The sequence below is a fragment of the Amycolatopsis sp. NPDC005003 genome (assembly GCF_053600695.1).
The window spans coordinates 62,945-87,755 of sequence record NZ_JBSGAI010000003.1; the positions used below are offsets into that span (position 1 = coordinate 62,945).

28 protein-coding genes and 1 tRNA gene are annotated in these 24,811 nt (G+C 71.4%); 18 read left to right on the top strand and 11 right to left on the bottom strand.

Annotated elements, in window-relative coordinates:
* Positions 1 to 1,467 carry a DUF3375 domain-containing protein gene (locus tag ACWED2_RS04540; protein ID WP_449689055.1) on the bottom strand — a complete coding sequence of 489 codons (1,467 nt, stop codon included), beginning with the start codon at positions 1,465 to 1,467 and terminating at the stop codon, positions 1 to 3.
* A gap of 162 nt (positions 1,468 to 1,629) precedes the next feature.
* On the opposite strand from ACWED2_RS04540, the gene ACWED2_RS04545 reads away from it, so the two are divergent.
* The 5 genes from ACWED2_RS04545 to ACWED2_RS04565 all read left to right on the top strand — a co-directional run bounded on the left by ACWED2_RS04545 (position 1,630) and on the right by ACWED2_RS04565 (position 3,503).
* Positions 1,630 to 2,082 carry an SWIM zinc finger family protein gene (locus tag ACWED2_RS04545; protein WP_449689288.1) on the top strand — a complete coding sequence of 151 codons (453 nt, stop codon included), beginning with the start codon at positions 1,630 to 1,632 and terminating at the stop codon, positions 2,080 to 2,082.
* Between the two features lie 267 nt (positions 2,083 to 2,349).
* Positions 2,350 to 2,940 carry an SNF2-related protein gene (locus tag ACWED2_RS04550; protein ID WP_449689056.1) on the top strand — a complete coding sequence of 197 codons (591 nt, stop codon included), beginning with the start codon at positions 2,350 to 2,352 and terminating at the stop codon, positions 2,938 to 2,940.
* Between the two features lie 16 nt (positions 2,941 to 2,956).
* Positions 2,957 to 3,178, top strand: coding sequence for a hypothetical protein (locus ACWED2_RS04555; protein ID WP_449689057.1), 222 nt, complete (start codon positions 2,957 to 2,959; stop codon positions 3,176 to 3,178).
* On the top strand, positions 3,175 to 3,396 hold the full coding sequence (locus tag ACWED2_RS04560) for a helicase-related protein (RefSeq protein WP_449689289.1): 222 nt from the start codon (positions 3,175 to 3,177) through the stop codon (positions 3,394 to 3,396). The genes ACWED2_RS04555 and ACWED2_RS04560 overlap by 4 nt, the downstream gene beginning before the upstream one ends.
* Complete coding sequence (locus tag ACWED2_RS04565; protein WP_449689302.1) at positions 3,351 to 3,503, top strand: hypothetical protein; 153 nt, start codon at positions 3,351 to 3,353, stop codon at positions 3,501 to 3,503. Before ACWED2_RS04560 ends, ACWED2_RS04565 begins: the two co-directional genes overlap by 46 nt.
* A gap of 58 nt (positions 3,504 to 3,561) precedes the next feature.
* On the opposite strand, the gene ACWED2_RS04570 is transcribed toward ACWED2_RS04565, so the two are convergent.
* A tRNA-Arg gene (locus ACWED2_RS04570) sits at positions 3,562 to 3,634 on the bottom strand.
* A gap of 200 nt (positions 3,635 to 3,834) precedes the next feature.
* Between ACWED2_RS04570 and ACWED2_RS04575 the strand changes: the two genes are divergently transcribed.
* From ACWED2_RS04575 to ACWED2_RS04610, 8 genes are all read left to right on the top strand, one after another.
* Positions 3,835 to 5,853 (top strand): hypothetical protein, encoded by a 2,019-nt coding sequence (locus ACWED2_RS04575; protein ID WP_449689058.1) that lies wholly within the window; start codon positions 3,835 to 3,837, stop codon positions 5,851 to 5,853.
* 289 nt (positions 5,854 to 6,142) lie between these two features.
* A complete protein-coding gene (locus ACWED2_RS04580) occupies positions 6,143 to 6,796 on the top strand; it encodes a response regulator (RefSeq protein WP_003087851.1) in 654 nt (217 codons plus the stop codon).
* Positions 6,797 to 7,405: a trimeric intracellular cation channel family protein gene (locus ACWED2_RS04585; RefSeq protein WP_449689059.1), complete on the top strand. Its 609-nt coding sequence runs from the start codon at positions 6,797 to 6,799 to the stop codon at positions 7,403 to 7,405.
* Between the two features lie 66 nt (positions 7,406 to 7,471).
* Positions 7,472 to 8,164, top strand: coding sequence for a response regulator transcription factor (locus tag ACWED2_RS04590; protein ID WP_449689060.1), 693 nt, complete (start codon positions 7,472 to 7,474; stop codon positions 8,162 to 8,164).
* Entirely contained in the window at positions 8,161 to 9,570 is a 1,410-nt protein-coding gene (locus ACWED2_RS04595; RefSeq protein ID WP_449689061.1) for a sensor histidine kinase, read from the top strand. Before ACWED2_RS04590 ends, ACWED2_RS04595 begins: the two co-directional genes overlap by 4 nt.
* Positions 9,571 to 9,746: 176 nt before the next feature.
* Positions 9,747 to 10,547: a DeoR/GlpR family DNA-binding transcription regulator gene (locus tag ACWED2_RS04600; RefSeq protein ID WP_449689062.1), complete on the top strand. Its 801-nt coding sequence runs from the start codon at positions 9,747 to 9,749 to the stop codon at positions 10,545 to 10,547.
* Positions 10,544 to 11,626, top strand: a complete 1,083-nt coding sequence (gene galT / locus ACWED2_RS04605) for a galactose-1-phosphate uridylyltransferase (RefSeq protein WP_449689063.1) — start codon at positions 10,544 to 10,546, stop codon at positions 11,624 to 11,626. The genes ACWED2_RS04600 and galT overlap by 4 nt, the downstream gene beginning before the upstream one ends.
* 71 nt (positions 11,627 to 11,697) lie before the next feature.
* On the top strand, positions 11,698 to 13,110 hold the full coding sequence (locus ACWED2_RS04610; RefSeq protein ID WP_449689064.1) for a trypsin-like peptidase domain-containing protein: 1,413 nt from the start codon (positions 11,698 to 11,700) through the stop codon (positions 13,108 to 13,110).
* A 788-nt stretch (positions 13,111 to 13,898) separates the two neighbouring features.
* Here ACWED2_RS04610 and ACWED2_RS04615 read toward each other — a convergent pair.
* The 4 genes from ACWED2_RS04615 to ACWED2_RS04630 are packed head-to-tail and all read right to left on the bottom strand — an operon-like array spanning position 13,899 to position 16,967.
* Positions 13,899 to 15,014 (bottom strand): molybdopterin-dependent oxidoreductase, encoded by a 1,116-nt coding sequence (locus ACWED2_RS04615; RefSeq protein ID WP_449689065.1) that lies wholly within the window; start codon positions 15,012 to 15,014, stop codon positions 13,899 to 13,901.
* Positions 15,011 to 15,643 (bottom strand): SAM-dependent methyltransferase, encoded by a 633-nt coding sequence (locus tag ACWED2_RS04620; RefSeq protein WP_449689066.1) that lies wholly within the window; start codon positions 15,641 to 15,643, stop codon positions 15,011 to 15,013. The genes ACWED2_RS04615 and ACWED2_RS04620 overlap by 4 nt, the downstream gene beginning before the upstream one ends.
* Positions 15,643 to 16,326, bottom strand: a complete 684-nt coding sequence (locus tag ACWED2_RS04625) for a TIGR04282 family arsenosugar biosynthesis glycosyltransferase (RefSeq protein WP_449689067.1) — start codon at positions 16,324 to 16,326, stop codon at positions 15,643 to 15,645. Before ACWED2_RS04625 ends, ACWED2_RS04620 begins: the two co-directional genes overlap by 1 nt.
* The gene (locus ACWED2_RS04630; RefSeq protein WP_449689290.1) at positions 16,323 to 16,967 is read right to left on the bottom strand and encodes a glycosyltransferase family 2 protein; all 645 of its coding nucleotides are present in this window, start codon (positions 16,965 to 16,967) and stop codon (positions 16,323 to 16,325) included. The genes ACWED2_RS04625 and ACWED2_RS04630 overlap by 4 nt, the downstream gene beginning before the upstream one ends.
* A gap of 158 nt (positions 16,968 to 17,125) precedes the next feature.
* Here ACWED2_RS04630 and ACWED2_RS04635 point away from each other — a divergent pair, with 158 nt between their 5' ends.
* The 3 genes from ACWED2_RS04635 to ACWED2_RS04645 are packed head-to-tail and all read left to right on the top strand — an operon-like array spanning position 17,126 to position 20,278.
* Entirely contained in the window at positions 17,126 to 18,520 is a 1,395-nt protein-coding gene (locus ACWED2_RS04635; RefSeq protein ID WP_449689068.1) for a hypothetical protein, read from the top strand.
* Between the two features lie 10 nt (positions 18,521 to 18,530).
* A complete protein-coding gene (locus ACWED2_RS04640) occupies positions 18,531 to 19,232 on the top strand; it encodes a response regulator transcription factor (RefSeq protein ID WP_449689069.1) in 702 nt (233 codons plus the stop codon).
* Positions 19,229 to 20,278, top strand: coding sequence for a sensor histidine kinase (locus ACWED2_RS04645; RefSeq protein WP_449689070.1), 1,050 nt, complete (start codon positions 19,229 to 19,231; stop codon positions 20,276 to 20,278). Before ACWED2_RS04640 ends, ACWED2_RS04645 begins: the two co-directional genes overlap by 4 nt.
* Positions 20,279 to 20,347: 69 nt before the next feature.
* Here the strand turns inward: ACWED2_RS04645 and ACWED2_RS04650 are convergent, their stop codons facing one another.
* Positions 20,348 to 21,406 carry an NAD-dependent epimerase/dehydratase family protein gene (locus ACWED2_RS04650; protein ID WP_449689071.1) on the bottom strand — a complete coding sequence of 353 codons (1,059 nt, stop codon included), beginning with the start codon at positions 21,404 to 21,406 and terminating at the stop codon, positions 20,348 to 20,350.
* A gap of 123 nt (positions 21,407 to 21,529) precedes the next feature.
* On the opposite strand from ACWED2_RS04650, the gene ACWED2_RS04655 reads away from it, so the two are divergent.
* Positions 21,530 to 22,030, top strand: coding sequence for a MogA/MoaB family molybdenum cofactor biosynthesis protein (locus ACWED2_RS04655; RefSeq protein ID WP_013230045.1), 501 nt, complete (start codon positions 21,530 to 21,532; stop codon positions 22,028 to 22,030).
* A 394-nt stretch (positions 22,031 to 22,424) separates the two neighbouring features.
* A complete protein-coding gene (locus ACWED2_RS04660) occupies positions 22,425 to 22,595 on the top strand; it encodes a hypothetical protein (protein ID WP_449689072.1) in 171 nt (56 codons plus the stop codon).
* A 3-nt stretch (positions 22,596 to 22,598) separates the two neighbouring features.
* On the opposite strand, the gene mscL is transcribed toward ACWED2_RS04660, so the two are convergent.
* The 4 genes from mscL to ACWED2_RS04680 all read right to left on the bottom strand — a co-directional run bounded on the left by mscL (position 22,599) and on the right by ACWED2_RS04680 (position 24,805).
* Positions 22,599 to 23,018: a large-conductance mechanosensitive channel protein MscL gene (gene mscL, locus ACWED2_RS04665; RefSeq protein WP_449689073.1), complete on the bottom strand. Its 420-nt coding sequence runs from the start codon at positions 23,016 to 23,018 to the stop codon at positions 22,599 to 22,601.
* A 62-nt stretch (positions 23,019 to 23,080) separates the two neighbouring features.
* Complete coding sequence (locus ACWED2_RS04670; RefSeq protein ID WP_449689074.1) at positions 23,081 to 23,698, bottom strand: SAF domain-containing protein; 618 nt, start codon at positions 23,696 to 23,698, stop codon at positions 23,081 to 23,083.
* Between the two features lie 130 nt (positions 23,699 to 23,828).
* Positions 23,829 to 24,128: an FmdB family zinc ribbon protein gene (locus ACWED2_RS04675; RefSeq protein ID WP_191306993.1), complete on the bottom strand. Its 300-nt coding sequence runs from the start codon at positions 24,126 to 24,128 to the stop codon at positions 23,829 to 23,831.
* 86 nt (positions 24,129 to 24,214) lie between these two features.
* Positions 24,215 to 24,805, bottom strand: a complete 591-nt coding sequence (locus ACWED2_RS04680; RefSeq protein ID WP_449689075.1) for a 5-formyltetrahydrofolate cyclo-ligase — start codon at positions 24,803 to 24,805, stop codon at positions 24,215 to 24,217.
* Positions 24,806 to 24,811: the final 6 nt, after the last annotated feature.

Sequence of the window (24,811 nt, forward strand, 5' to 3'; positions counted from 1 at the left end):
CTAAGGGTGCCCACCGACAAAACCGTTGTCGCTCGTCGTGCGGGTGAAGGTCACCCTCGGTATGGTCGCGACCCGCTCCGTGCCGGTGTCGTCGGTCCAGCTCACCTGTTCACGGGTTGTCTCGTCGAAGACGACCTGGAAGGCCGGATCGCCGAGGGAGAGGTAGCCGACCAGCTCGGCCATTCCGTGCTCGAGTGGCTGCCGCCCCAGCACCTCACCCAGCCCGACCTGGGCGCGTTCGCGGAGTTCACGGCGCACGATGCCGCACAACCGCTCGCGATCCACGTACACCTGTTCGAACAGGGCGGACGCGTCGACATCCTCCCTGGCCGTGACAATGCCCGCGCTGTCCAGCGGGACCTTCTCCTTCGGTGTGTAGAGCGGACGTTCCATCGGCAGCGCGAGAGCCGGCGCCGTACCGTCGAGCTCGCAGGTGAGCGCCGGCGTGGGGTGCTCCCGGAGCTTCAGCGCGGACGACTCGATGCTGTGCAGGATGTCCATCACGCGGCGGTTCTCCAGCCACACCTGGTCGTCGAGGAACCGCCGCAGCTGTTCCGACAGCAGCCGTACCGTCGCCTGGGTGCGCTCGGCGGCATCGAGCCAGTCGTAGTGGATGTGCCGCATGCGCGGGTCCGGTTCGCCGACCGCGTCCAGGGACTGCACCTTTTCGAGCAGCTCGGTGAGCTCGGTCTGCCGCTCGTGCGAAAGGAGGAAGTCGTAGAACGCCTGGAAGCTGCGCCCCTGGTCCGAGTCGGCGATGGTGGTGCGGTTGCCGATCACTTCGTCGAGCAGCTGCCCCTTGCTGCCCTCCCAGCCCGCGATGCGGGCCCGCAGCTCCCGATCGAGCCCCCGGAAATTGGCCTCGACCTCGCGGAAGTCAGCCAGCAGCTCACGTGCGGTCGCGGCGAACTGCTGGTAGCGGTCCCGCTGGGCCGAGTCGTCGAGGACCGTGAAGTCACCACCCGCGACCCGGGTGATCTCGGCGTCGATCTCAGTGCGGCGACGGTGGAGTTCGGCCAGCCGGACGTCCGGGTCGGTCTCCGCTCCGAAGGCCATTTGGCGCAGCAGCTCGAAGATCGTGTTCAGGCGGGACTCGGTGCCGACGAAGGAGCGAGCCCGTAGCGAGTCGACCCAGGTCAGCGCCTTCTCCACGGCCGGAGTGGCATCGAAGTGCACCTCGTCCGAGCCGGTCGGGTAGTACTTGCGCAACCACCCGTTCCCCGGTGCCGCCCAATCATCGAGGTAGGCCTTGGCCGGTTTGGGGAAGGTCCCCTCACCGAGGCGCTCGTTGAGCGCATACAGTTCGTCGTCCAGCCGGCCGGCCAGTTCGGTGGCCGAGATCGACCGGACGTTGTCGTCGACGAAGACCTTGCGGAGGAAACCGAGCACGAGCGGCGCGTTGTCGGCACGGAGCAATCGCCACGCCGGATCATTGCGGCGCAGGAAGTCAAGTTCGTCGAAGTCCATCAGCCCTCGGTGCTCACGCAGCTCGGCGGCAACGTCAACACGAACAGTAGTTCACGGGGTGGATCATGGCACCATTTGCCACTTCCGCCACATCCGTCGCAGGTCCGGCAGGCCACGGCATGGCGCGGGAGGGCGGCCGACGCCGGCCGATATCTCGCCGGCATGCAGCGAGTCACTCTGCTCGACATCGGTCCCGACGAGATCGAAGCGGTCGTGGGTGCGACTTTCTTCGCGCGAGGTCTCGACTACGCCCGACGCAACGCGGTCCTGTCGACGAGATGGAGTAATGCGGAGCACCCCCTGCACGGAAAGCCTGGGCAGGGGCGAAGTTTACGAGACGTCGGCCTATTTTCCGCCGTCGACGGGCTGTCCTACGGGTTCGATCACGGCGAATGCACCTGCCCGGTGGGCTTCAACTGCAAGCACGTCGCAGCTCTGGCCCTTACCGCCGTCGCCGACGAGCAGCCGCCGGTGCCCGATCGCAAGCGGCAGACCGCGTCGGCCGGACGTCCACCGACGCCGAAGGTCCGAGCTGGGCGGCCTCCCTCGACTCGCTACTCACCCCGGCGAACCTGGTCCACCGGCCGGATACCATTCCGCTGGCCATCGAACTGACACTGTCGTCGGCCGGACGGACGACGACGGTGTCTGCCCGGTTGGTCCAGCCGGGCCGGACCGGCTGGGTCGGTGGCCCGCTGAGCTGGAACAAGCGCGGCTCCCTCACTCATCAGGGCTATACCGCGGCGCAGCTGCGGGTGCTTCAGCCCACGAATCGGAGGTCCGCGCACCGCTGGGGCGGACCTTGTCGGAGGACGGGTACCGCGATGTCTGCGGATCAGCCGCTACCAGGTCGGGCTCTGGGACGAGCTCGCCGCACTCGGCGTGGTCGGCCGCCAGGCCAAGGCGTGGCAGCGCCAGCTGGCGGCGCTGCGATCGATCGACGACGTCGACACGACGCCCCTGCCGTCCACTCTCGACGCGCAGCTGCGCCCGTACCAGCTGGACGGGTTCCGCTGGCTGGCGTTCGTCTGGAAGTTCCAGCTCGGCGGCATCCTCGCCGACGACATGGGGCTGGGTAAGACACTGCAGTCCCTGGCCCTGATCTGCCACGCCAAGCAGGAAGATCCCGCGCTCGCACCGTTCCTCGTCATCGCACCGACCAGTGTGGTGGCGAACTGGGCGTCCGAAGCCGGTCGGTTCGCGCCCAGCCTGAACGTAGTTCCGATCGGGGACACCACGAGCCGCCGCGGCGACGCACTGGCCGAAACGATCGCCGGCGCGGACGTCGTCGTCACCTCGCACACGTTGTTCCGGCTCGACTTCGACGAATACGCCGCGCTCCCGTGGGCGGGGTTGATCATGGACGAGGCCCAGTTCGCCAAGAACCACCAGCCGGAGATCTACCAATGCGTACGGCAGCTGCCGGCGTCGTTCAAGCTGGCCATACCGGCACGCCGATGGAGAACAGCCTGATGGAGCTCGGTCGCTGTTGTCGATCACCGCGCCGGGCCTGTTCCCGAACCCGGCCCGCTTCGCCGAGTACTACGCGCGCCCGATCGAGAAGCAGGGCGATGTCGACCTGCTCGCACAATTGCGCCGCCGGATCAAGCCACTGGTCAAACGCCGCACCAAGGAGCAGGTGGCGGCCGAGCTGCTGGAGTGCCGTACTGCTACCTCGACGGCAAGACCCGGAACCGGGCCACCGTGGTGAAGCAGTTCAAAAGCGGCCAAGCTCCGGTGTTCCTGATCAGTCTCAAGGCCGGTGGGTTCGGGCTGAACCTCACCGAGGCGGACTACTGCTTCCTGCTCGACCCCTGGTGGAACCCCGCGACCGAGGCGCAGGCCGTGGACCGCACCCACGCATCGGCCAGACCAGGAACGTCATGGTCTACCGCCTCATCGCGAAGGGCACCATCGAGGAGAAGGTGATGGAGCTCAAGGCACGGAAGGCAGCTTTGTTCACCGGAGTCATGGACGAAGGAAACGCCTTCGGCGGCAGTCTGGACGCAGACGACATCCGCGGCCTGTTCGACTGAATCTCCAGGCGTTGTCGCCGGCGGACTCACGAGGTTGCCAGGAATACTGCCTTGACTGTGCCCCCGGCAGGATTCGAACCTGCGACACCCGCTTTAGGAGAGCGGTGCTCTATCCCCTGAGCTACGAGGGCTTGGGTACCTCGGACAGGTTACCCGACAGTCGGCGCGCAGGGTGGTGAGGGCCCGCGGGCTGTTCCGGATGAAGTGAGGAGCACTCGGCGAGGAAGCCGCGTTCAGCGACACCTCATCACTGAACGTAGCGAACCGCCACCTCGATGGCTGTCCGGTTGTCGGCGCTACCGTCTTCGGCAACCAGATGACGGGAGCCGGCGTGCGTACCTACTACGACGAGGATGACCACGAGGGCTTCGAGGCGGGTCAGGACCTCCTGGTCCGGCGCTTCGTCACCTGGGCGGACACGCACGAACGTGAGATCGACCCGTACGGCGTCGTCTCGGCGCTCCAGTTCCGGCACACGTCGGTCGACGGGCGGCTCGCCTACTGGACAGCCGCGCTCGTCCGGGAGTTCCTCCTCTCGTACGTGCCGCGCACGTTGTCGGCCACCGCTGATGATGCTGTGCTCGTGCCCGGGACGTTGCGGCTGTTCCTTCGATACCTGCACGAGACCGAGCTGGCCGATCCGCTGGGCGAGCCCCTGGCCGACCTCGAAGATGCCGTCACGGAGGCAGCCGCCGGGTTTCCGGCCGCGATGGCCGACGAGCGCAACTTCGGCGTGGGCAAGTACTGGGTGATGACCGCCGTCCGGAGCGGAGTCGATCCTTCGGACTCGGAGGCGATGAACGCCTTCCTCACCGAGGTCAGGGCGGGGAAACACCCTTACGACGCCGGTCTGCTCGCCGACCTCGCGGCCAGGCATGTCAGCGAGCGGACCGGACGCGCGCTACCGCAGCTGCCGGTGTCGTTGCCCGCGAAGCCGGAACTCGAGGATGCCGCAGAGCGCTCCTCGCTCGTGGTCAAGCTGCGGAAATTCGTCGAATGGGTGGGTGACGGCCGGGCGCTGACCGGTACCGGCACCCTCAAACTCGCCGACGCCCGCGAGCTCGTGCCGCTGCTGGATACCGGCGACCGGCTCGAGTGGGACCTCGGCGGCGAGGTCCAGCGTGTCCGCAGCAGTGCCGATCTGCCGAACCTCGCCGTCTTGTTCGAACTCGCGAAGCGCGCGCGGATCGTGCGGGTGGTCAAGGGCAAGCTGGTTCGCGTGGCGAAGGCGGCGCCGCTGCTGAAGAACGCTCTCGCTTTGTGGGCGGCGGCGTTCGACGCGCTTCCCGAGCGGGGCCTGCTCGTCAAGGAGCGCGGTTGGGGCGTCGGCTACGTCGTGTTGCTCGACGACTGTCTCGACTTCGTGCTGCCGGACGTGCTCAACACGGTCTACGGCATGCCCGAGCCGGTGCCCGTGGTCCGGCTCGCCGAAACCGTCTGGCTGGCCTGTGTGGAGAGTGCTTGCGTCGATCTCGACCCGGCGGCCGAGCCGATCTGGCGGGACGGGCTCGTCGGCGAGTTCCGTCGGTTGCTGACCGAGCTGGCCGGATTCGGTGCGGTCGAGCTGACCACGGGGCCGGCCGACCCGATGTACGCCATGGACTTGGTGCCGGACAACCCCGAGTTTCCGCCGGAGGTCGTGGACAGGCTGCGAGCCGCTCTCGGGGCGCCGTCGCTCGACCTGGTCGCTCTCACCCCACTCGCGACCTGGGCGGTCCGGGAACGGCTGCTGCGAGAAGGCCGGTTCGCGCCGGTGGTGGGTGAGCTCGCTGCTGCCGCTCCGGCGGCCATGTTGGGTGCGGTCGCGGAGCATTTCAGCGAGGAGGCGGCCGCGGCGGAGATCGATGGCTGGCTCGCCGCGCACGGGGGCCGGGACGCGGGCCTGCCGCTGCTGCTCGACGCCGTCCGCCGGTGCCCGTTCCGCGCACGGGCGTCCGTCATGCTCCAGATCCTCGTCGATTCCCGACCGGACGGCGATGTCGTGCTGGATGGTCTGCGCGCCGACCCGGGCTTGGGCCCGATCGCGACGCAGCTGCTGGTCGAGCGCGGCGAACTGGCTCTCGAAGACCTCGGTGAACACGAAGCCCTGCTTGGCATCGCCGAGCAGTTCCTCCTGCTGCTGGAGTCGGCCGGCCCGGACGCGACAGCTTCGACGTTGGCCGAGCTGCCCGCCGATGAACGAGCGCACCTCGCGAAAGCGATTGCCGCGTCGGGTCATCCGGACCGGGTGGGGCTCGCCGAGCTGGCCGAGGTGTTCGAGCAGGTCCGGCCCGTCCGCAACGCACATCCGCTCGGTGGGGTGACCCGATCCGCCGGCGGCAAGGGGAAACGGAAGCGGCGTCGTCACTGACCGCCGGGCGTGCGAAACGGCGGAGGCCATCGACTGGGGGGGAGCGCGGTGCGGCTCGTCGTCGTGGGTGATCGCTGAGGCGGCACGACCTACGTCGTCACCCAGGTGAGTGGTTCTCACGGCTCTCCCACATCGCGGATACACCCAGCGGGACGGCCGACCGCACCTGACCTGGACGGACCAGTGCCTCACCTGGTCGTGTCTGGTTTCGAACTGCTGAACAACAGTAGGTAACCTTCGTTAACGGGACGCGGGGAGCCGCTCCCACCGGCTGTTGCGGAGGGCTTCGTTGATCAAGCTCATGTTCGCCGACGACGAGGAACTGGTGCGCTCGGGGTTGCGCGCGATGATGTCCGGGGCCCAGGACATCGAGATCGTGGGCGAGGCGAGCGATGGCAGATCCGCGGTGGAGGTCGCCCGGCGGTATCACCCCGACGTTGCCCTGCTCGACATCAAGATGCGGGCCCCTGACGACGGCATTCGTGCTCTCCGGGCCATCCTCGCCCTCCCGGATCCGCCCACCGTGGCCATGCTGACCACCTTCGACATCGACGAATACGTCAGCCTCGCCCTCCGGCTCGGGGCCAACGGGTTCCTCCTCAAGGACATCGATCCCGCCGCGCTGCTCCGGGCGGTCCGGGACCTGGCGAGGGGAGGTGCGGTCCTGGACCCCGGCGTGGCCGCGCGGATGGTCCAGTCGCACCGGGACGAACAACGCGCCGCTCAGCCCGCCCGGAAGCTGCTCGCCTCTCTGTCCGAACGGGAACGCGAGGTCGTCGCCCTGATCGGGCAGGGGCTGTCCAACGCCGAGATCGGGGGGCGGCTTCACCTCTCCGAAGCCACCGTCAAGGGGTACGTCTCCGCCGTGCTCTCCAAGATCGGCGCCGCCAACCGGGTGCAGGCCGCGCTGCTGGCCTACCGCGGTGGGCTGCTCGACCAGTAGATGCTGCTCACGGCGCTGGAGTTCGTCGGGCTCGTCGCCTTCGCCGCGTCCGGGGCGCTCGCCGCGGTGCGGGCGCGGCTCGATGTCTTCGGCGTCGTCGTGGTCGGGCTCACCACCGCCCTCGGCGGCGGGGTCATCCGGGACGTCCTGCTCGGTATCCACCCGCCCACGACGCTGCGGAAGTGGCCGTACCTCGCCGTCTGCGCCGGCACCGCGCTGGTCGTCTTCGTCTTCCACCCGCAGGTCGCGCGGCTGCGGCGAGGCGTTCTCCTGGCCGACGCGCTCGGCCTGGGCGTCTTCGCCACCGCCGGGACGACCATCGCGCTCAACGCCGGCGCCACCGTCTACGCCGCGTGTCTGATCGGGATGACGACCGGCATCGGGGGTGGCGCCGTGCGCGATCTGCTGCTCCGGGAAATCCCGCTCGTCCTGCGGAAGGAGATCTACGCCGTGGCCGCGCTGGCCGGCTCGGCACTTGTCGCCATCGGTCACGCTGTGCAACTGCCCGAAGGTCCGGTGACCGTCGTCGCGGCCGCGGTCGTGGTTTCCGTGCGGATGGTCGCGCTCTGGCGGCACTGGAACGCGCCGGTCGCGCGCGGTCCGGAGTGAGAAATCCTTTGTGAGTTCTGCGTGTGTTCTTAGGCGGGTCTCAGCACGCTGCGTAAAACTAGCGCCATGCGCATCCTTGTGGTGGACGACGACCGCGCCGTCCGTGAGTCGCTCCGGCGGTCCCTGGAGTTCAACGGCTACCAGGTCCAGCTGGCCAGTGACGGTGCGCAGGCCCTCGAGGCGATCATCGCCGACCGGCCGGACGCGATGGTGCTCGACGTCATGATGCCCCGGCTCGACGGCCTGGAGGTCGCCCGCCGCCTGCGCAGCACCGGTGACGACCTGCCGATCCTCGTGCTCACCGCCCGCGACACCGTCTCCGACCGGGTGTCCGGGCTGGACGCCGGCGCCGACGACTACCTGCCGAAGCCCTTCGCGCTCGAGGAGCTGCTCGCCCGGCTGCGGGCGCTGCTGCGCCGCGCCATCCCGGAGGGGCAGAACGGCCAGGCCTCGGAGGTGCTGTCCTTCGCGGACCTGACGCTGGACCCCGGCACGCGGGAGGTCCGCCGCGGCGGCCGCGAGATCAGCCTGACCCGCACCGAATTCGCCCTGCTGGAACTGTTCCTTTCCTACCCGAAGCACGTCCTCACGCGTGGCCGGATCCTGGAGGAAGTATGGGGTTACGACTTCCCGACGTCGGGCAACGCGCTGGAGGTCTACGTCGGCTACTTGCGCCGCAAGACGGAGGCCGAGGGGGAGCCGAGGCTGATCCACACGGTGCGGGGAGTGGGGTACGTCCTGAGGGAAACGCCCCCGTGACCGAACCGGGTGATCCCCGCGGCACACGCTGGGGAGCCCGGCGGTTTTCGCTGCGCGGCCGGGTGACGCTGCTGGCCGCCGCCTGTGTCGCCGGCGCCGTCGCGCTGGTGTCGATCGGCGCGTACATGGTCGTGCGCAGCAACCTCTACCAGCAGCTCGACGACAGTCTGCTGGCCCGCGCGCAGGCGGCGGCCAACTCGCCGCAGGTGCAGACCGAGCTGCGGCAGGTCCCCGGCGCGTTCCTGGCCAGCGCGGACCTGCAGATCGGCCAGCTCAACGCGGCACCCGACGTCCAGCACGCCGTGATGACCTACCCGCTGTCGAGCTCGCCGCCGCCGTTCGGGCCGGACGAGCTGGCCGTCGCGAACGGGGATTCGGCGGAGTCGCTGCGGACGGACTTCCGCTCCGACAGCCGCGTGGTCGCCCTGCCGACCGGGCACGGCGAGGCGATCGTGCTGGCCCAGTCGATGGGCCCGACCAAGCGCACGCTGAACGAGCTCGCGCTGGTGCTGTTCCTGATCGGCGGCGCCGGCATTCTGGTCGCCGCCGCGGCGGGTACCGCGGTGGCGCGCGCCGGCCTGCGCCCGGTCGACCGGCTGACGTCGGCCGCCGAGCGCGTCGCCAGGACTGGCGACCTGCGGCCCATCCCGGTGAGCGGCGACGACGAACTCGCGCGCCTCACCCAGACGTTCAACACCATGCTCGGCACGGTCGCGGACTCGCAGGAACGCCAGCGCCAGCTGGTCGCGGACGCCGGCCACGAGCTCCGGACGCCGCTGACGTCGCTGCGCACCAACCTCGAGCTGCTGCTCGCCGCGAGCAAGCCGGGCGCGCCGCCGTTGCCGGACGAGGACCGCATCGACATCGTCGCGGACATCAGCGGCCAGCTCGACGAGCTGACGCAGCTGATCGGCGACCTGGTCGAGCTCGCGCGCCAGGACGAGCCGCGCGAGCGCTTCGAGCGCGTCGAGCTGCTGGACGTCGTCGAACGGGCCCTCGACCGGGCGCGGCGCCGGGCCGGCGAGATCAACTTCGACGTCTCGCTGCAGCCGTGGGTGCTCACCGGCGACAACAGCTCGCTCGAGCGCGCGGTGCTGAACCTGCTGGACAACGCGGTCAAGTTCTCGCCGCCCGACGCGACGGTGTGGGTGCGGCTGTACCCGCTCGGGGACGGCACCGCCGTCGTCGAGGTCGCCGACGCCGGTCCGGGCATCGCCGAAGAGGACCTGCCCAAGGTGTTCGACCGCTTCTACCGCTCTTCGGAGGCGCGGACGCTGCCCGGCTCGGGCCTCGGGCTGGCGATCGTGAAGCACGCGGCCGAGCGGCACGGCGGGGCGGTGTACGCCTCGCGGGCGCCCGAGGGCGGCGCGTTGATGACGATCCGGCTGCCGGGGGCGCCCGGCTGAGGCCGGCCCCGATCTCCTGTTGCCTGTTCGCGTTACCCGTGGTGGTGTTGTTCAACTCAGTTGTGGTGCCCGCGCTCTGACCTGTTGTTTCGAAGTTCACCCACGTCCGCCCTGCTGATCCTGTGTTGAATCGTGTAGGATTTTGTGTGGTTGAGGCCCGACGGACGGAGTGAACGGTGCTGGCGCGTCAGCGACAGGCGGTGATCCTGGAAGAGGCACGCCGGACCGGTGCGGTCCGCGTGAGCGACCTCGTGACCAGGCTGGGCGTGTCCGACATGACGGTGCGCCGCGACCTCGACGTCCTGGCCGGCCGCGGGCTCGTCGAAAAGGTGTACGGCGGCGCCACTTCGGTCGTCGGCAAGAGCACCGACGAGCCCGGCTTCGAGGCCAAGTCCGTGCGCCAGCGGGCGCAGAAGGAAGCCATCGCCGAGCTCGCCGCGACGCTGGTCCGGCCCGGCACCGCGATCGGCCTCTCCGCCGGCACCACCACCTGGACGCTCGCGCGGGCGCTCGACGCCATCCCCGGGCTCACCATCGTCACCAACTCGATCCAGGTTGCGGACGTGCTCCGCGGGTCGACTCAGCCGGACCGCACCGTCGTGCTCACCGGCGGGGTGCGGACGCCGTCGGACGCGCTGGTCGGGCCGGTCGCCGTGCACAGCCTGCGGTCGCTGCACCTGGACGCCGTCTTCCTCGGCGTGCACGGCATGGCCGACGGGCCGGGGTTCACGACGCCGAACCTCACCGAGAGCGAGACCGACCGCGCGCTGGTCGAGGCCGGGCGCAAGCTCGTCGTGCTCGCCGACCACACCAAGTGGGGCACCGTCGGGATCTCCACGATCGCCGACCTGGACGAGGCCGACGTCGTCGTCACCGATGACGGGATTTCCGACGAGGCCAAGGAAATTCTCGCCGAACGGGCGGGAGAACTCATGATCGCCGAGACGGCGGAGACGGACGAGGCCCGAGAAGCGTGAAGCGCACTGTACGACACCTGGCCGACGGCCGGGAGATCATCTACTTCGACCAGCCCGGCGCGCCGGACCGCGTGGCCGAAGACACCCGTGACCTGCCGCCGGTTTCGGCCGCGTCGGAGATCCGGCTGGACCCGCTGACCGGGGAGTGGGTCGCGATGGCCGCGCACCGGCAGACGCGGACCTACAAGCCGCCGGCCGACCTGTGTCCGCTGTGCCCGAGCAAGCCCGGCAAGCCGAGCGAGATCCCGGAAAGCGATTACGACGTCGTCGTCTTCGAGAACCGGTTCCCGTCCTTCGCCGAGGACGTCGTGGGCGAGCCGTCCACTGTGGATGGTTTCGGGCTGGTGCCGGTGCGGCCCGGCCGCGGCCGCTGCGAGGTCGTCTGCTTCACCAGCAACCACGACGGCTCCTTCGCGCAGCTGAGCGCCGGGCAGGTGCGGGCCGTGGTGGACGCGTGGGCGGACCGCACGACCGGGTTGTCCGCGGTGCCCGGCGTCGAGCAGGTCTTCCCGTTCGAGAACCGCGGCGAGGAAATCGGCGTCACGCTTTCGCACCCGCACGGGCAGATCTACGGCTACCCGTTCGTCACCCCGAAGACCGAGCGGATGCTCGACGTCGCCCGCGCGTACCAGGCCGAACACGGCCGTCCGGTGCTCGGCGACGTGCTCGCGGCCGAACGCAAGTCCGGCGCGCGCGTGGTGACCTCCGGCGAGCACTGGACGGCGTACGTGCCGCCGGCGGCGCGCTGGCCGGTCCAGGTCCAGATCGTGCCGCACCGGCAGGTCCCGGACATCCCTGCGCTGGCCGACGCCGAGCGCGACGACTTCGCCGACGTCTACCTCGACGTGCTGCGCCGCTGCGACGCCCTGTACGACCGGCCGCTGCCGTACATCGCGGCGTGGCACCAGGCGCCGGTGCGCCGCGACCGCGACCTCGGCTGGCTCCACCTGGAACTGTTCTCCGTGCTCCGCGCGAAGGACAAGCTGAAGTACCTGGCGGGGTCCGAGTCGGGCATGGCGGTGTGGATCAACGACGCGACGCCGGAGCAGATCGCGGAACGGCTCCGCGCGGCGGGCTGAGCGGCCATACTCATCTGCGATGCACAGGTTCGGCTCAGGAACCTCTCAGGACCATCGCGCAAGGTGAGGACATGACCGAGAACGACCCCAGCGCACACGACCCCGCGGCGCCGAGGCACCCCGAGACCGGCCAGCAGCCGGCCCAGGGCGGTTGGGCGGGGAACCCGTACGGTGAGCAGGCCCAACCCGAGTCCGGCGGCGCGCCGCAGTATTCGGAGCCGTCCTACCACGCGGTGACCGGGGCCGATCCGGCGTACGGCGGGCAAGCCTCGAACCCGTGGTCCGCCCAAGGTGCGCAGATGCCGTCCGGGCAGAACCCGCAGAGCGTCTACCCGCCGCCGAACCCGTACGGGCAGCCCGCCACCGGCGGCTACCCGGTGGCCGCGGCGCCGGAGCCCAAGCGCTCGGGCGGGAAGCTGCTCGCCGGCGTCGCGCTGGTCGCGCTGCTGGTCGGCGGCGTCGCGGGCGGGGCGGTCGGGTACTTCACCAGCGGGTCGTCGGGCCCGGCCAGCAACGCGCTCAACGCGCCCAAGCCGGCCCAGCAGACCGGCAACGCGCCCGCCGGCTCGATCGAGGCTGTCGCGCAGAAGCTGTCGCCGAGCGTGGTCGAGCTGCAGGTCAGCGGCCAGCAGGGAGCCGGCGAAGGCTCCGGGTTCGTGATCAGCACCGACGGCTACATCCTGACGAACAACCACGTCGTCGAGGTCGGCGCGAACGGCGGCCAGATCCAGGCGGTGTTCCAGGACGGCAAGAAGGCCGCCGCCAAGGTCGTCGGCCGCGACCCGACGACCGACATCGCGGTCGTCAAGGTGAACGGCGTCGCCAACCTCACCCCGGTGGAGCTCGGCCGGTCCGACGACCTGCGGGTCGGCCAGTCGGTGGTCGCCATCGGCTCGCCGTTCGAGCTGGCCGGCACGGTGACCTCGGGCATCGTCAGCTCGCTGCACCGGCCGGTGCGGGCCGGCGGCAGCAGCGGCGACCAGACCACGGTGATGGACGCGGTCCAGACCGACGCGGCGATCAACCCCGGCAACTCGGGCGGGCCGCTGGCGAACATGTCCGGCCAGGTCATCGGCATCAACTCGGCGATCTACAGCCCGCAGTCCGGCGGCCAGGGCCGCGGTGCCTCCGAAGGCGGCAACGTCGGCATCGGCTTCGCCATCCCGATCGACCAGGCGCGGCGCACCGCGGACACGATCATCAAGACCGGCCAGGCGGTGCAGACGTACATCGGCGCGGAGGTCAAGGACGCCCCGCAGGGCGGCGCCGAGCTGGGTGCGATCAAGCCCGGCAGCCCGGCGGAGAAGGCCGGCCTGAAGGCGGGCGACGTCGTCACCAAGATCGACGACCGCCCGATCGACTCGTCCGACACGCTGGTCGCGGCGGTCCGCACCCGCGCCCCGGACGAGAAGGCGACGTTCACGCTCGCCGACGGCCGCACGGTCGAGCTGACGTTCGGCGGCCAGCCCGTCCAGCCCAACTGATTCCCAGCCCAGACGCTCGGCCGCCCTGGCGCGGCCGAGACCAACTTCGGCTCGACCCCCGTTTTCGGGGCCGGACCCACAAGGCCACGCGCGACCAGGCACTCGATGCCGGTCGCGCGTGGCCGCATTTGTGCCCGGGGTCAGGGACGGGGACGGTCGGCCGACGTACTTGGCGGGTCGGCTTGCGTACTTGGAGGGTTGGCCTGTGTGCCTGGGGGGTCGGCTTGCGTGCCTGGGCGGTCGGTTGGCGGGCCTGCGTGGTCGGCCGGTGTGCCCCGAGGGTCGGCTTGCGTACCTGCAGGGTCGGCCGGTGTGCCTGGAGGGTCGGTTGGCGTGCCGGGGCGGGCCTCTCGTGTGACTGGAGGGGCATCTCGCGTGATTGGGGGGACGACACGGTGGCGGAGGGCGGTCAGGACCACTGCCAGCCAGATTGTGGCGAGGGTGAGGGCCAGTGCGGGGGCCGGGTTGGTGTCGTGGAGGCCGGGCATCGGCGGGGTTCCGTACGGACGCCAGAGCAGCGGGAACGCCAGGACGGCCAGCGTGGCGGTGATGACCGTGCCCGCGATGACGGGAGCTCGCCAGTGGCGTGGGAGGAGGCGGGCCAAGGCGAAGCCGAGCACCGCCGTGAGCGGGGCGATGATCGCGTCGTTCAGGACCGGGCCGCCGACGATCCAGCCCACCGTCCCGAAGACGTCCGGACGCAGGGGCAGCGCGTACTCGGCGAACAGCACTCCACCCCAGGCCAGGGGCCGCGAGGCCGGGCAGCGCGAGGAGCGCACGGGCGGTTTTCACAGCGCCTCCAGCTTCGTGACCCACTTCGTCTGCAGCACGCCGGGACGGTTCGGCGCGATGATCCGGCAGGGGAAGCCGTGGTCGGGCGCGAGGACCTCGCCGTTCAGCTCCAAGGCCAGCAACGTCAGCTCGTCGGCTGTGTGTTCGCCGGGGAGCACGCTGACGCCGTACAACCCGCCACGCTCCGATGAGGACACCCGGACCGCCGTGCCCGGTACCGCGCCGGCGGCTTTCAGGAGCGTGGGCAGGGAGATTCCGCGCCAGGTGGCCGACTGGCTCCAGCCCTCCACGCACGCGATCGGGAGCTCTGCCGTCGTCTGCGGCAGCGCGCGCAGCTCGTCGAGCGAGAACTTCGTCGTGCCGCGCGGGGTCACCACGGAAAGCCGCCAGGCCGCCGACCACGTGACCCCCGCGGCGGCTGCCGTGCGGTTCACCGGCAGGTGCTGGGTGCCCTTGCCGGTCTTCCAGGAAAGGGCGGAGACGCCACGCAGGAACGGGACGGTCGCGCCCGCGGTGGCCACGACCGCGACGCCGGTCGCCAGCCCGGTGGTGACGAGGAATCCCCGCCGCGACAGCCCTTCGGCAGGCGGCTCTTCGACGGTGGTCCGGCTCAGCCCGCGGCGGATGACGGGCAGCTTCACCGCGACGTGCACCAGGATCGAGCCGATCGCCAGCCACGCGACCGCGTAGTGCACCTGCGGGAAGTAGAAGCCCCACGGGTAGTTCTGCGCGACGTTCAGCAGCCCGGTCGTCAGCTCGAAGAACGCCGCCCCGGACAGCACCAGGATCGACAGCCGCTCGAGGGCGTGCGGCAGCGAGCGGACCAGCGGCCGGCCGAACAGCTTCGGGTAGACGCTCCACAGTTTCGCCAGGAGCAACGGGATCGACGCCACGCCCGAGATCACGTGCAGCCCCTGCGTGACGCGGTAGAGCCCGACTGGCCGGCTGGGCCACCAGAACCAGCCGGGCGGGTGCTGGACGAGGTGGCTGAGCAAGCCCGTCACGAAGCACGTCGTGAACGTGATCGCCAGCGCGAGGCCGATCTTCGACGTCACGCGCTCGTGGTGCGCCGGGGCCCGGAACTGTTCTTCCGCGGGGATCGGCAGTTTCACGATCGCTCCAATCGCGCGAACCAGCGGTGCCCGCGGTGGGCGGTCCAGCCGACGCGCAACCCGGCGCGCGCGGCGACTTCGGCGATCGCGTCCACGCCGACCCAGGCCCAGGTGAACCAGGCGACGTCGGCGTGGCCGGGGCGCAGCCGGACGCGCTCGTGCCGCAGACCCTGACCGGGCGGTTCCAGCTCGACGAGGACATCGCCGTCGGCGGCGATCAGCCGGGCCGTGCGCCGCAGCAGCGCGACCGGGTCGCCGCCGATGCCGATGTTGCCGTCCGCGAGCAGCGCGTGCCGCCAACGCCCTTCGCCGGGCAGGCGGTCGAAGAGGTTGCGCTGCAACGCACTCCCGCCGCGACGCCGGGTCAGCCCGACCGCCGTGCGCGAGCTGTCGACGCCCAGTGCGACGATCCCGCGCCCGGCCAGCGCCGCGGTGAGCCTGCCGGGCCCGCACCCGAGATCGACGGTGGGGCCGGAACACGCGTCGAGCAGGACGTCGTCGCCCTCGGACGGTCCCGCCCACCGTTCCACCGCCAGTTCGATCCGCTCGCCGTTCGCCAGCTCGAGCCAACACCGGTGGCCGAGCAGGCCGCGGTCGAATTCGTGCCCGGTGCTCACCGGGGCCGTCATCACGCCACCGCCTGTCCGCCGACGGCCCGGACGGCGTGGGCGAACCGGCCGCCGGGGCGCGCCGCCGCCACCGCGCGGGCGTCCGCCATGGTGTCCACATCGGACAGGAGAGCGCCTTCCTGCGGGCTCAGCCCGCTCGCCGTGAGGGCCCGCAGCGTGCGCTCGCCGGTGTCTTCGAGGGACATCGGCACGTCCGCGAGCACCTGCGCGTGCCGCGGCTCGGCGAGGCCCAGCGCCCACCAGCCCCCGTCCGCGGCCGGCCCGAGCACGGAGTCGTGGCCGCCGTGCAGCATCGGTGCGGCCGCCGCGGCGAGGGACTCCGGCGTGACCTGCGGGGTGTCCATCCCGATCTGGAGGATCGGCAGGCCGGCGTGCACTTCGGCGGCGTCCGCGTGGGCGTTCGCCAGCCGGGCACCGAAATCGGGGCCACGCTGCGGGATCGTCGTGACGTGGCGGAGTGCCATGCCGATTTCGACGGGCCGGGCGGACGCGCCGAGGTCGCCCGTCATCGCGACCACGGGCAAGGCACCGGCCACCGCGCAGACGGCGTCGAGCGTGTCGAGCAGCGCGGCCGCGGCGATTTCGGCGGCCTGAGCCGGGGTCGCGGGCGGGCAGAGCCGGGTCTTCGCGAAGCCCGGGACCGGGGCCTTGGCCACGACCAGCAGGACGAACGGACGCGTCATCGGGCCAGCACCCGTCCGAAGTCGCGGACCGCGCGCAGCGTCCCCCGCACCGACCCGGACACCTTCGACTTCGTGCCCTTGGCGCGCTCGCCGTAGCGGACGTCGAACTCGCTGACCCGCCACCCGGCGCGCTGGGCCTTGATCAGCAGCTCCAGGGGATAGCCGAAGGCCCGGTCGGCGACGCCGAGGCCGAGCAGGGCCCGCCGGTCCACGGCGCGCAGCGGCGCGATGTCCCGCACCGGCAGCCCACGGCCGCGTAGCAGCCGGGCCAGCACGACGTTGCCCGCTTTCGCGTGCCACGGCCAGACGCCGGGACCGGTCGGCACCCGGCGTCCGACGGCCAGGTCCGCGCCGCGTTCGACCGCGGTCACCAGCCGCGGCAGGTCGGCGAGGTCCAGGGACCCGTCGGCGTCCGCGAAGCACACGATGTCCGCAGTGGCGGCTTCCAGCCCGGCGTGCACGGCCGCGCCGTAGCCGCGCCGCGGTTCGTGGACGACCTTGGCGCCGAGCGAGGCCGCCACTTCGGGCGAGCCGTCGGCCGAGCCGTTGTCGACCACGATCGCGCGGTAGCCAGGCGGCAGACCGGCCAGCACGCCCGGCAGCGCCGCCGCTTCATCGAGGCAGGGGAGGACGACATCCACATCCAAGTCAGTCACGCGCCGACCGTAGGTCCGTCCCGAGCGCGGTAGAACCCTTGCGGCGCTTACCGAATCATGACGTCCGGTGAGTTCTTACCGCGTCGTTACGGCTGCCGTTCCCAGGGCGCGGACCGCCCGCCGCGAACCTAGGGTGGGCGGCGATGAGCGAGCCGAAATCGGCAGCCCGGCTCGCCGAGCCGCCTGCCCGCGAACCCGAAGCCCCGGTCTCCGGCCGCCGCGCCGACCTCGTCGCGGTCGCCGCGGCGGTGGTGCTCGTCGCCGCGGCCACCGCGGTGGGCCTGTACTACAACCGGCCGCACTCCGGCGTGGTCATCTTCGTCTCCGCGCCGCCGTTGTTCGCCGACTGGCTGCCGCACGTCGGCCCGGGGTCGGTGTTCGCCGTGCTCGTCGCGGTCGCGGTGGTGCTCCACGGTCCGGCACTGGCCGCCCGCCTGCCGTGGCGGCGCGCGCTCGCCGCCGGCTACCTCGCCTCGCTCGCCTGGATCTTCTCGCTGGCCATGGTCGACGGCTGGGCGCGCGGGTTCGCCGGGCGGCTCACCATCCCCCAGGAGTACCTCCACGAGGTCCCGGGCATCACCGACATCCCGCGGATGCTGCGCGAGTTCTCCTCCCGCATCCTCGACTTCCAGCCGAATTCGTGGACGACGCACGTGTCCGGGCACCCACCGGGCGCGACGCTCGTCTTCGTCTGGCTGGACCGGATCGGCCTGCACGGCGGTGCGTGGGCGGCCACGGCCGTGGTGCTCGCCGGCGGCCTGGTCGCGGTGGCGGTCCCGGCCACGGTCGCCCTGCTCGGCCGGCCCGACGCGGCTCGCGCGGTGCTCCCGTTCGCCGTCCTCACCCCGGGCGCCGTGTGGATCGGCGTTTCGGCGGACGGCCTCTTCGCCGGGGTGACCGCCACCGGGCTGGCGCTGCTCGCGCTGTCCGCGACGGGGTTCGCCCACGGCCGCCGGTACGCCGCGCCGGCCGGGCTGGCCGCCGGGGTGCTGCTCGGCTTCGGGATCTTCCTGTCGTACGGCCTGGTGCTGCTCGGCGTGCTCGCGGTGGCGGTCGCCGTCCTCGGCCGGCAGTGGCGGGCGGCGGCGGTGGCGATCGCCGCGGCGCTGGCCGTCGTCGGCGGCTTCGCCTGGGCGGGCTTCTGGTGGCTCGACGGCTACCACCTGGTCGTCGAGCGCTACTACCAGGGCGTCGCGCTGGTCCGGCCCTACTCCTACTGGGTGTGGGCCGACCTCGCGGCAGTCGTGGTCCCCCTCGGCCCCGCCGTCGTGGCCGCCATCCGGCGGGGCCTCGCGTCTCCGCGCCGCGCTCTGTTCACCGACCCGGTGCTCCTGCTCGGCCTCGCGGCGCTGGCCGCCATTCTCTTCGCCGACGTCTCGGGCCTGTCGAAGGCCGAGACCGAACGCATCTGGCTACCGTTCGGGGTGTGGTTGCTGCCGATGACGGCCTTGCTGCCGCGGCCCGGTCGCCGGTGGTGGCTGGCCGCGCAGGCCGCGACGGCGCTGGCGGTCAACCACCTGCTGCTGACGGGCTGGTGAGGGAGACGTGATGAACGATCAGGCCGGGCGGGTGCTCGTGGTCGACGACGACGAGACGGTCCGCGACGTCGTCCGCCGCTACCTCGAGGTGGCGGGGTTCACCGTCGACATGGCCGGCGACGGCGCCGAAGGGCTGGCGAAGTTCGGCGCCCACGAGCCCGACCTCGTCGTCCTCGACGTCATGATGCCGGGCATCAACGGCCTGGAGGTCTGCCGGCGGCTGCGTCAGGTGAGTCAGGTGCCGATCGTTCTGCTCACCGCACTCGGCGAGGAGGAGAACCGCATTGCCGGGCTCGAGCTCGGCGCCGACGACTACGTGACCAAACCGTTCAGCCCCAAGGAACTCGCCCTCCGCGTCGCCTCGGTGCTGCGCCGCGCCCGGATGCCCCGCCCGGAGCCGGCCGCCGCCGAGCTCGTGGACGGTGACCTGCGCCTGCAGATGAAGGCGCGCACCGCGACCCTCGGTGGCCGGGAACTGCCGCTCACCACCCGGGAGTTCGACCTGCTGGCGTTCTTCCTCGCCCACCCCGGCGTCGCCTTCTCGCGCGCGGACCTGCTCGAGAAGGTATGGAGCTGGGACTTCGGTGATCAGTCCACTGTGACCGTCCACGTGCGACGGTTGCGCGAGAAGATCGAGCGCGATCCGGCCAAGCCGGCCCGGGTGGCGACGGTGTGGGGCGTCGGCTACCGCTACGACCGGGAGCAGCCGTGATCGGCCCGGGTGAGTCTTTCGAGGAGATGCTGACGCACCTCTGGCACATCCTGCCGCTCGCGCTGATGTTCTCGCTGCCGGTCGCGGCGCTGGGTGGCGCGGCGTTGTACGTCCTGCGCCGGGGTTCGCTCGCCACCACGCTCACGGTGCTGGTGCTCATCCCGGTGCTCGCCACGCTGGTCGGTGTCCTGGGGATCAGCGGATTCATGTTCACCTCGGCCCTGACCACGATGCTCCTGGTCTGCCTGCTCGTCGCGCTGGTCACCGTGCCGGCGGCGATCATCCTCGGGCGGGCCATCGCGCGCCGCAGCGTGTGGGAGCGCGAGGCGCGTGACCGGGAACGCGCCGCCGAGGCGTCACGGCGTGAACTCGTCGCCTGGATCAGCCACGACCTGCGCAGCCCGCTGGCCGGGATCCAGGCGATGGCCGAAGCACTGGCCGACGGCGTGGTGTCCGAACGCGACGAGGTGGCCGACTACGCCCAGCGGATCAGCGGCGAAACCCGGCGGCTGTCCGCGATGGTCGGCGACCTGTTCGAGCTCTCTCGGATCACCGCGGGCGCGCTGGAGCTCACGATGTCCGCGGTGCCGCTGCGGGACGTCGTGAGCGACGCCGTCGCCGCCCAGGCGCCGGTGGCCCAGCGGAAGCGGGTCCGGGTGCTCGCCAACGCGTCGACCTGGCCGGTGGTGACCGGCAGCGACCCGGAACTGGCCCGCATCGTGCGGAACCTGGTGTCCAACGCGATCCGGCACACCCCACCGGACGGGACGGTCGCGGTGCAGATCGGCGTCGAGGGCAACGAGGCCCTACTCGCCGTCGACGACTCCTGTGGCGGCATCCCGGACGACGAGATCAACCGGGTCTTCGACGTCGCTTTCCGCGGGACGCAGGCGCGCACACCGGAGCGTGGCGGGACGACCAGCGGGGGAGGCCTCGGCCTGGCGATCGCCAAGGGGCTGGTCGAGGCCCATCGTGGGCGGATCGGGGTGCACAACCACGGTCCGGGGTGCCGGTTCGAGGTGCGCCTGCCGCTCGCGATGCCTTGAGCCCCGGCCGGGTGATGTTCGCCTGCGCGGGTGTCCCGCGTTGGCGAGGGTGCCCGCGCACCTTGCCTGTCAGGGTGAGACCGGCTCCCGGAGTTCGGCCGTGGCGAAGTCGGCGATGCCCTCTTCGAAGCCGATCTCCGCGGTGAAGCCGAGCAGCCGGCGGGCCCGGGCGGGGTCTGCCACCACGTGACGGACGTCGGCCGGTCGGGCACCGCCCACTACCTCGGGAGCCGGGCCGTTGCAGGCCCGGGCCAGCTCCGTCGCCAGGTCGCCGACCGTGTGCGGAGTGCCCGAGCAGATGTTGAGCGGGGTGAGGTCGCCCGGACCGGGTGTCCGGAGGGCCAGGACGTTCGCCCTGGCCACGTCGTGGACGTGGACGAAATCGCGCTGCTGGCCGCCGTCCTCCAGGACCCGGGGGGCCTCGCCGCGGGCCAGGGCGGAACGGAAGAGCGACGCGACTCCGGCGTACGGCGTGTTCTGGGGCATTCGCGGGCCGTAGACGTTGTGGTAACGCATTGCCCACACCGTGCCGCCCGTCTGGCGGGCCCACGCGCCCGCCAGGTGTTCCTGGGCCAGCTTGGTCGCCGCGTACGTGCTGCGGGGGTTCAGCGGCGCGTCCTCGGGCACCAGCTGCCAGCCCAGCTCCGCTTCGCACGACGGGCAGCGCGGCTCGAACCGGCTGGCGTCCACATCGGACCGGCGGCGTGGCGACGGTGCCACCACGCCGTGGTCCGGGCAGGCGTAGCGGCCTTCGCCGTAGACGACCATCGACGAAGCGAGGACCAGCTTCCGCACGCCCGCCGCGTGCATTCCGGCCAGCAGCACCGCGGTGCCGTAGTCGTTGTGCAGGGCGTACGACGGTGCGTCCGACGGGTCGACGCCGTGGCCCACCACCGCCGCCTGGTGGCAGACCGCATCGACGCCGTCCAGCAGCTCCGCGACGATCTCCGCGTCCGTGACGTCGCCGCGCAGGAACCGGTGCCTGCCCGTGTACGGCGGCGGGGTGCGGGAGCCGTGGGCCGTGCGGAGGAGGTTGTCCAGCACCACGACGTCGTCACCACCATCGGCCAGTAGGTCGGCGATGTGGGACCCGATGAACCCGGCTCCGCCGGTGACCAGTACGCGCACACCGGCCACGCTAGGGGGCTTCACCGGGCCCCGCCGGGGCTCGCGGCGGCACGTCACGGAATCGTCAGAACTCACCCGGCACCTCCCGGCGCCCGGCCGCCGAAACCGGCTACGGTGGGCGCCATGGAACGGAGTGCACAACGGCTGGGCCGGGCCCTCGTGGTCATCGTGGACGATCGCGTGGCGCACGGCGAGCACGAGGACACCACTGGCCCGCTGGTCACGGAGCTGCTCGAAGAAGCGGGCTTCATCGTCGACGGTGTCGTGGTCGTCGAGGCCGAGACCGCGGGTATCCGCAACGCGCTCAACACCGCCGTGATCGGCGGCGCCGACCTGGTGATCACCGTCGGGGGTACCGGTGTGCTGCCGCGTGACCGGACCCCGGACGCCACCGCCGGTGTGCTCGACCGGCCCATCCCGGGCATCAGCGAGGCCATCCGCGCGTCCGGGCTGGCCGCCGGCGCGGTCGACGCCGGGATCTCCCGCGGGCTCGCCGGGGTTTCGGGCAGCACGCTCGTGGTCAACCTCGCCGGGTCGCGGTCCGCGGTGCGCGATGGGATGGCGACGCTGACCTCGCTCGTGCCGCACGTGATCGACGAGCTTTCGGGCCTCGAAGAGGTCTGATCTCCGGTTTGCCGGGCCGGGGACGGCGGCTTGCGCTGTTCCCGGCCTGAGGCTCGGTCGGGCGCCGGGAGGCATCTGGGCGAGAACCTTGGGTTCGACGACGGCTCTCAGCGGGCCACGCGGCGACGACTTCGCGCCGTGGTGGGTCTCGGGCTGACGAAGCGCAGTTCCGCGGATGGCGGAAGAAGTGCGAGCCCGCCGAGGTTTCGGGCAGCACGCTCGTGGTCGACCTCGCCGAGTCGCGCCGCTCCTGGCCTGGCAGCGCCCGGGTGCTCGGAGGCGAGCGGGGCGAGAGCGAAGGCCGGTTCGGCCGGTGTCCTGTTCCGGCGGTGCCCCGCCGTTGTCGGGGTTCGCTCTGGAGTTGTCAAAGAACGCGTCGTGGGACACTGGGGTCATGCCGGGCGATCAGCGGAAACCCCAGACCAGCGAGCAGCGCCGCCGGGTCGATGAGATCTTCGGGGACGTGCTGCCCGAGACGACCTCCGATGAGCGCGATCCCGAGCGGCGCACCGGTCTCCCGGATGACTGGTACCGGGAGAACCGGCCACCGCACCACGACCGCTGACCTTCAGTCGCGGTCGGTGCCGCGCTGGTGCGACTGCTGGGCGCGCAGCAGGTCGCGGATCTCGATCAGCAGCTCCACGTCCGTCGGCTCCGAAGGACCCGGCTCCTGGCCGCGCTTGCGGCGCTCCTGGACCTTCTTGACCGGCATCACGATCACGAAGTAGACCACCGCCGCGACCAGGACGAAGTTGATCGCCGCGTTGATCACGCTGCCGAAGTCCAGGAACGTCGCCTTGTTGTTGTCGAAGATCTGGTATCCGAGGCCGTTCGCGGCGTCGGTGCCGCCGATCGTGCTGATCAGGGGTTTGATCAGGCCGTTGGTGAACGCCGTGACGATCGCCGTGAACGCCGCGCCGATGACCACCGCCACGGCGAGGTCGACGACGTTGCCGCGCATCAGGAAGTCCTTGAAGCCTTTGAACACCTTGCTCTCCTCACGAGCCACGAACCGGAAGGGGACACCTCGCCCGTCTCGGCGGGCGCGGGCTAGCGGAGAGTAACCGTTACCGGACGCTCCAGTGAAATCGCCGCCACCTTCACCGCGGTCGCTTCCGGGAGCCGGAGCAGCACCAGCCGCCCTTTGGGCGTGGACGGCTCCTCGTGGCCGACCGTCACCACCGTCGCCCCGCCGGCCAGCACGGACGCCGGCGCGGCCGGGTCCGGCGCCGCGACGACGTCCACGCGTTGCCCGGGCCGGAGCAGCTCGGCGATCGCCACGTCGGCCAGCCGGACCGGCACGGTCGCCGTGCCGGGATCACCCGCCTCGGGGACTGTGGCCAGCCGGACGTCGGTCAGTGGCTCACCGGCCCGGACGGGGCTCGCCAGCAGGCGTCCGTCGACGGCGTCGAGGGTGCTCAACACGCCCGCGGGACGTGCTTCACCGGGGAGCTCGGCCAGCCGTACGTCGGCAGCGCGCAGGGGCGCGCCGGACGGGAGGTCGTGTGCCGCGAGGACGGTCGGTGCGCCTCGCGCGGAACCGGGGTGGACGAGCGCCAGCCCGCCGAGCACGAGCAGGCCGACGGCGAGCCAGCGGCGGATGAGCCGCGTCCGCCGGCTCTGCAGCCGGATCAGGTGAAGCGGGCGGAGCTTCTGCAGGATGTCCACGGGGCCCCCTCGGCCGGATCGGGTGCGGCGGCGTGCCGCACGAGATCGACGTTAGGGAAGCCGGACGGGCCGCCGGAAGGGCCACGTCCGGCATCTGTGGACAACCGGGGTGTTGTGGATAACCTCGGCGTCAGGACGCCGCGGCGGCCGTCTTCGTCGTGGTCGAAGAGGAGGATGCCGAGCTCGTGTCGGACTTCGACTCCGTCTTGGTCTCGGTCTTCGCCGGGGTGGCCGCGGTGCTCGACTTGCTCGAGTCGCGCGAGTCCGTGCGGTAGAACCCGCTCCCCTTGAAGACGACGCCGACCGAGCTGAAGACCTTGCGCAGCGCACCGGAGCACTGCGGGCAGACGGTCAGGCTGGGGTCCGAGAACGACTGCACGGCTTCGAACCGGTGGTCGCATTCTTTGCAGGCGTACTGGTACGTAGGCACTGACGGCTCCTTTGCTGGCACTCATCCGACCTGAGTGCTAACCCGATTGTGCGGGAAAACCTTCCCGGAAGGCAATTCCTGGTTGCTCACATCGGCAGTTCGACCACACCTCGACCGGGCGTCAAGGCGCCGGTCATGCGCACGTCGTGCGGTTCCCCCGGCAGCCGTTCGACCAGCTCTTCGTCCCGGACGACGGCCAGCAGCGCGGCGTCGGCCGCGGCGAAGCCCAGCGAGCGGTCGTAGTGGCCCGCCCCGCGGCCGAGCCGGACCCCCCGCCGGTCCACGGCCAGCGCGGGCACCAGCACCAGCTCCGCCGCTCCCACGGCGTCGGTACCCAGGCGTTTCCCGCCCGGCTCGCGGATGCCGCGGAAGCGGCTGGGCACGAGATCGGCCTCGCCCGTGTACTCCGCCCAGTCGAGCGGATCCGTCCGCGACCGGATGACCGGCAGCAGGACCCGCGCACCGCCCGCCACCAGCGCGTCGACGAACGCCGTGGTCCCCGGTTCGGTGCCGAACGGCAGGTACGCGCACACGGTGCCCACTGTGACCTTCGACACCGCACTGACCAGCGCCGACGCCTCCCGCGCGTGGGATTCGGCTGCCTGCCCCGCCCGGGCGCGCGTCACCCGGTCACGCCACTCCGCCTTGCTCAGGTGCTCATTGCCCAGCGGGTGCATGACCTC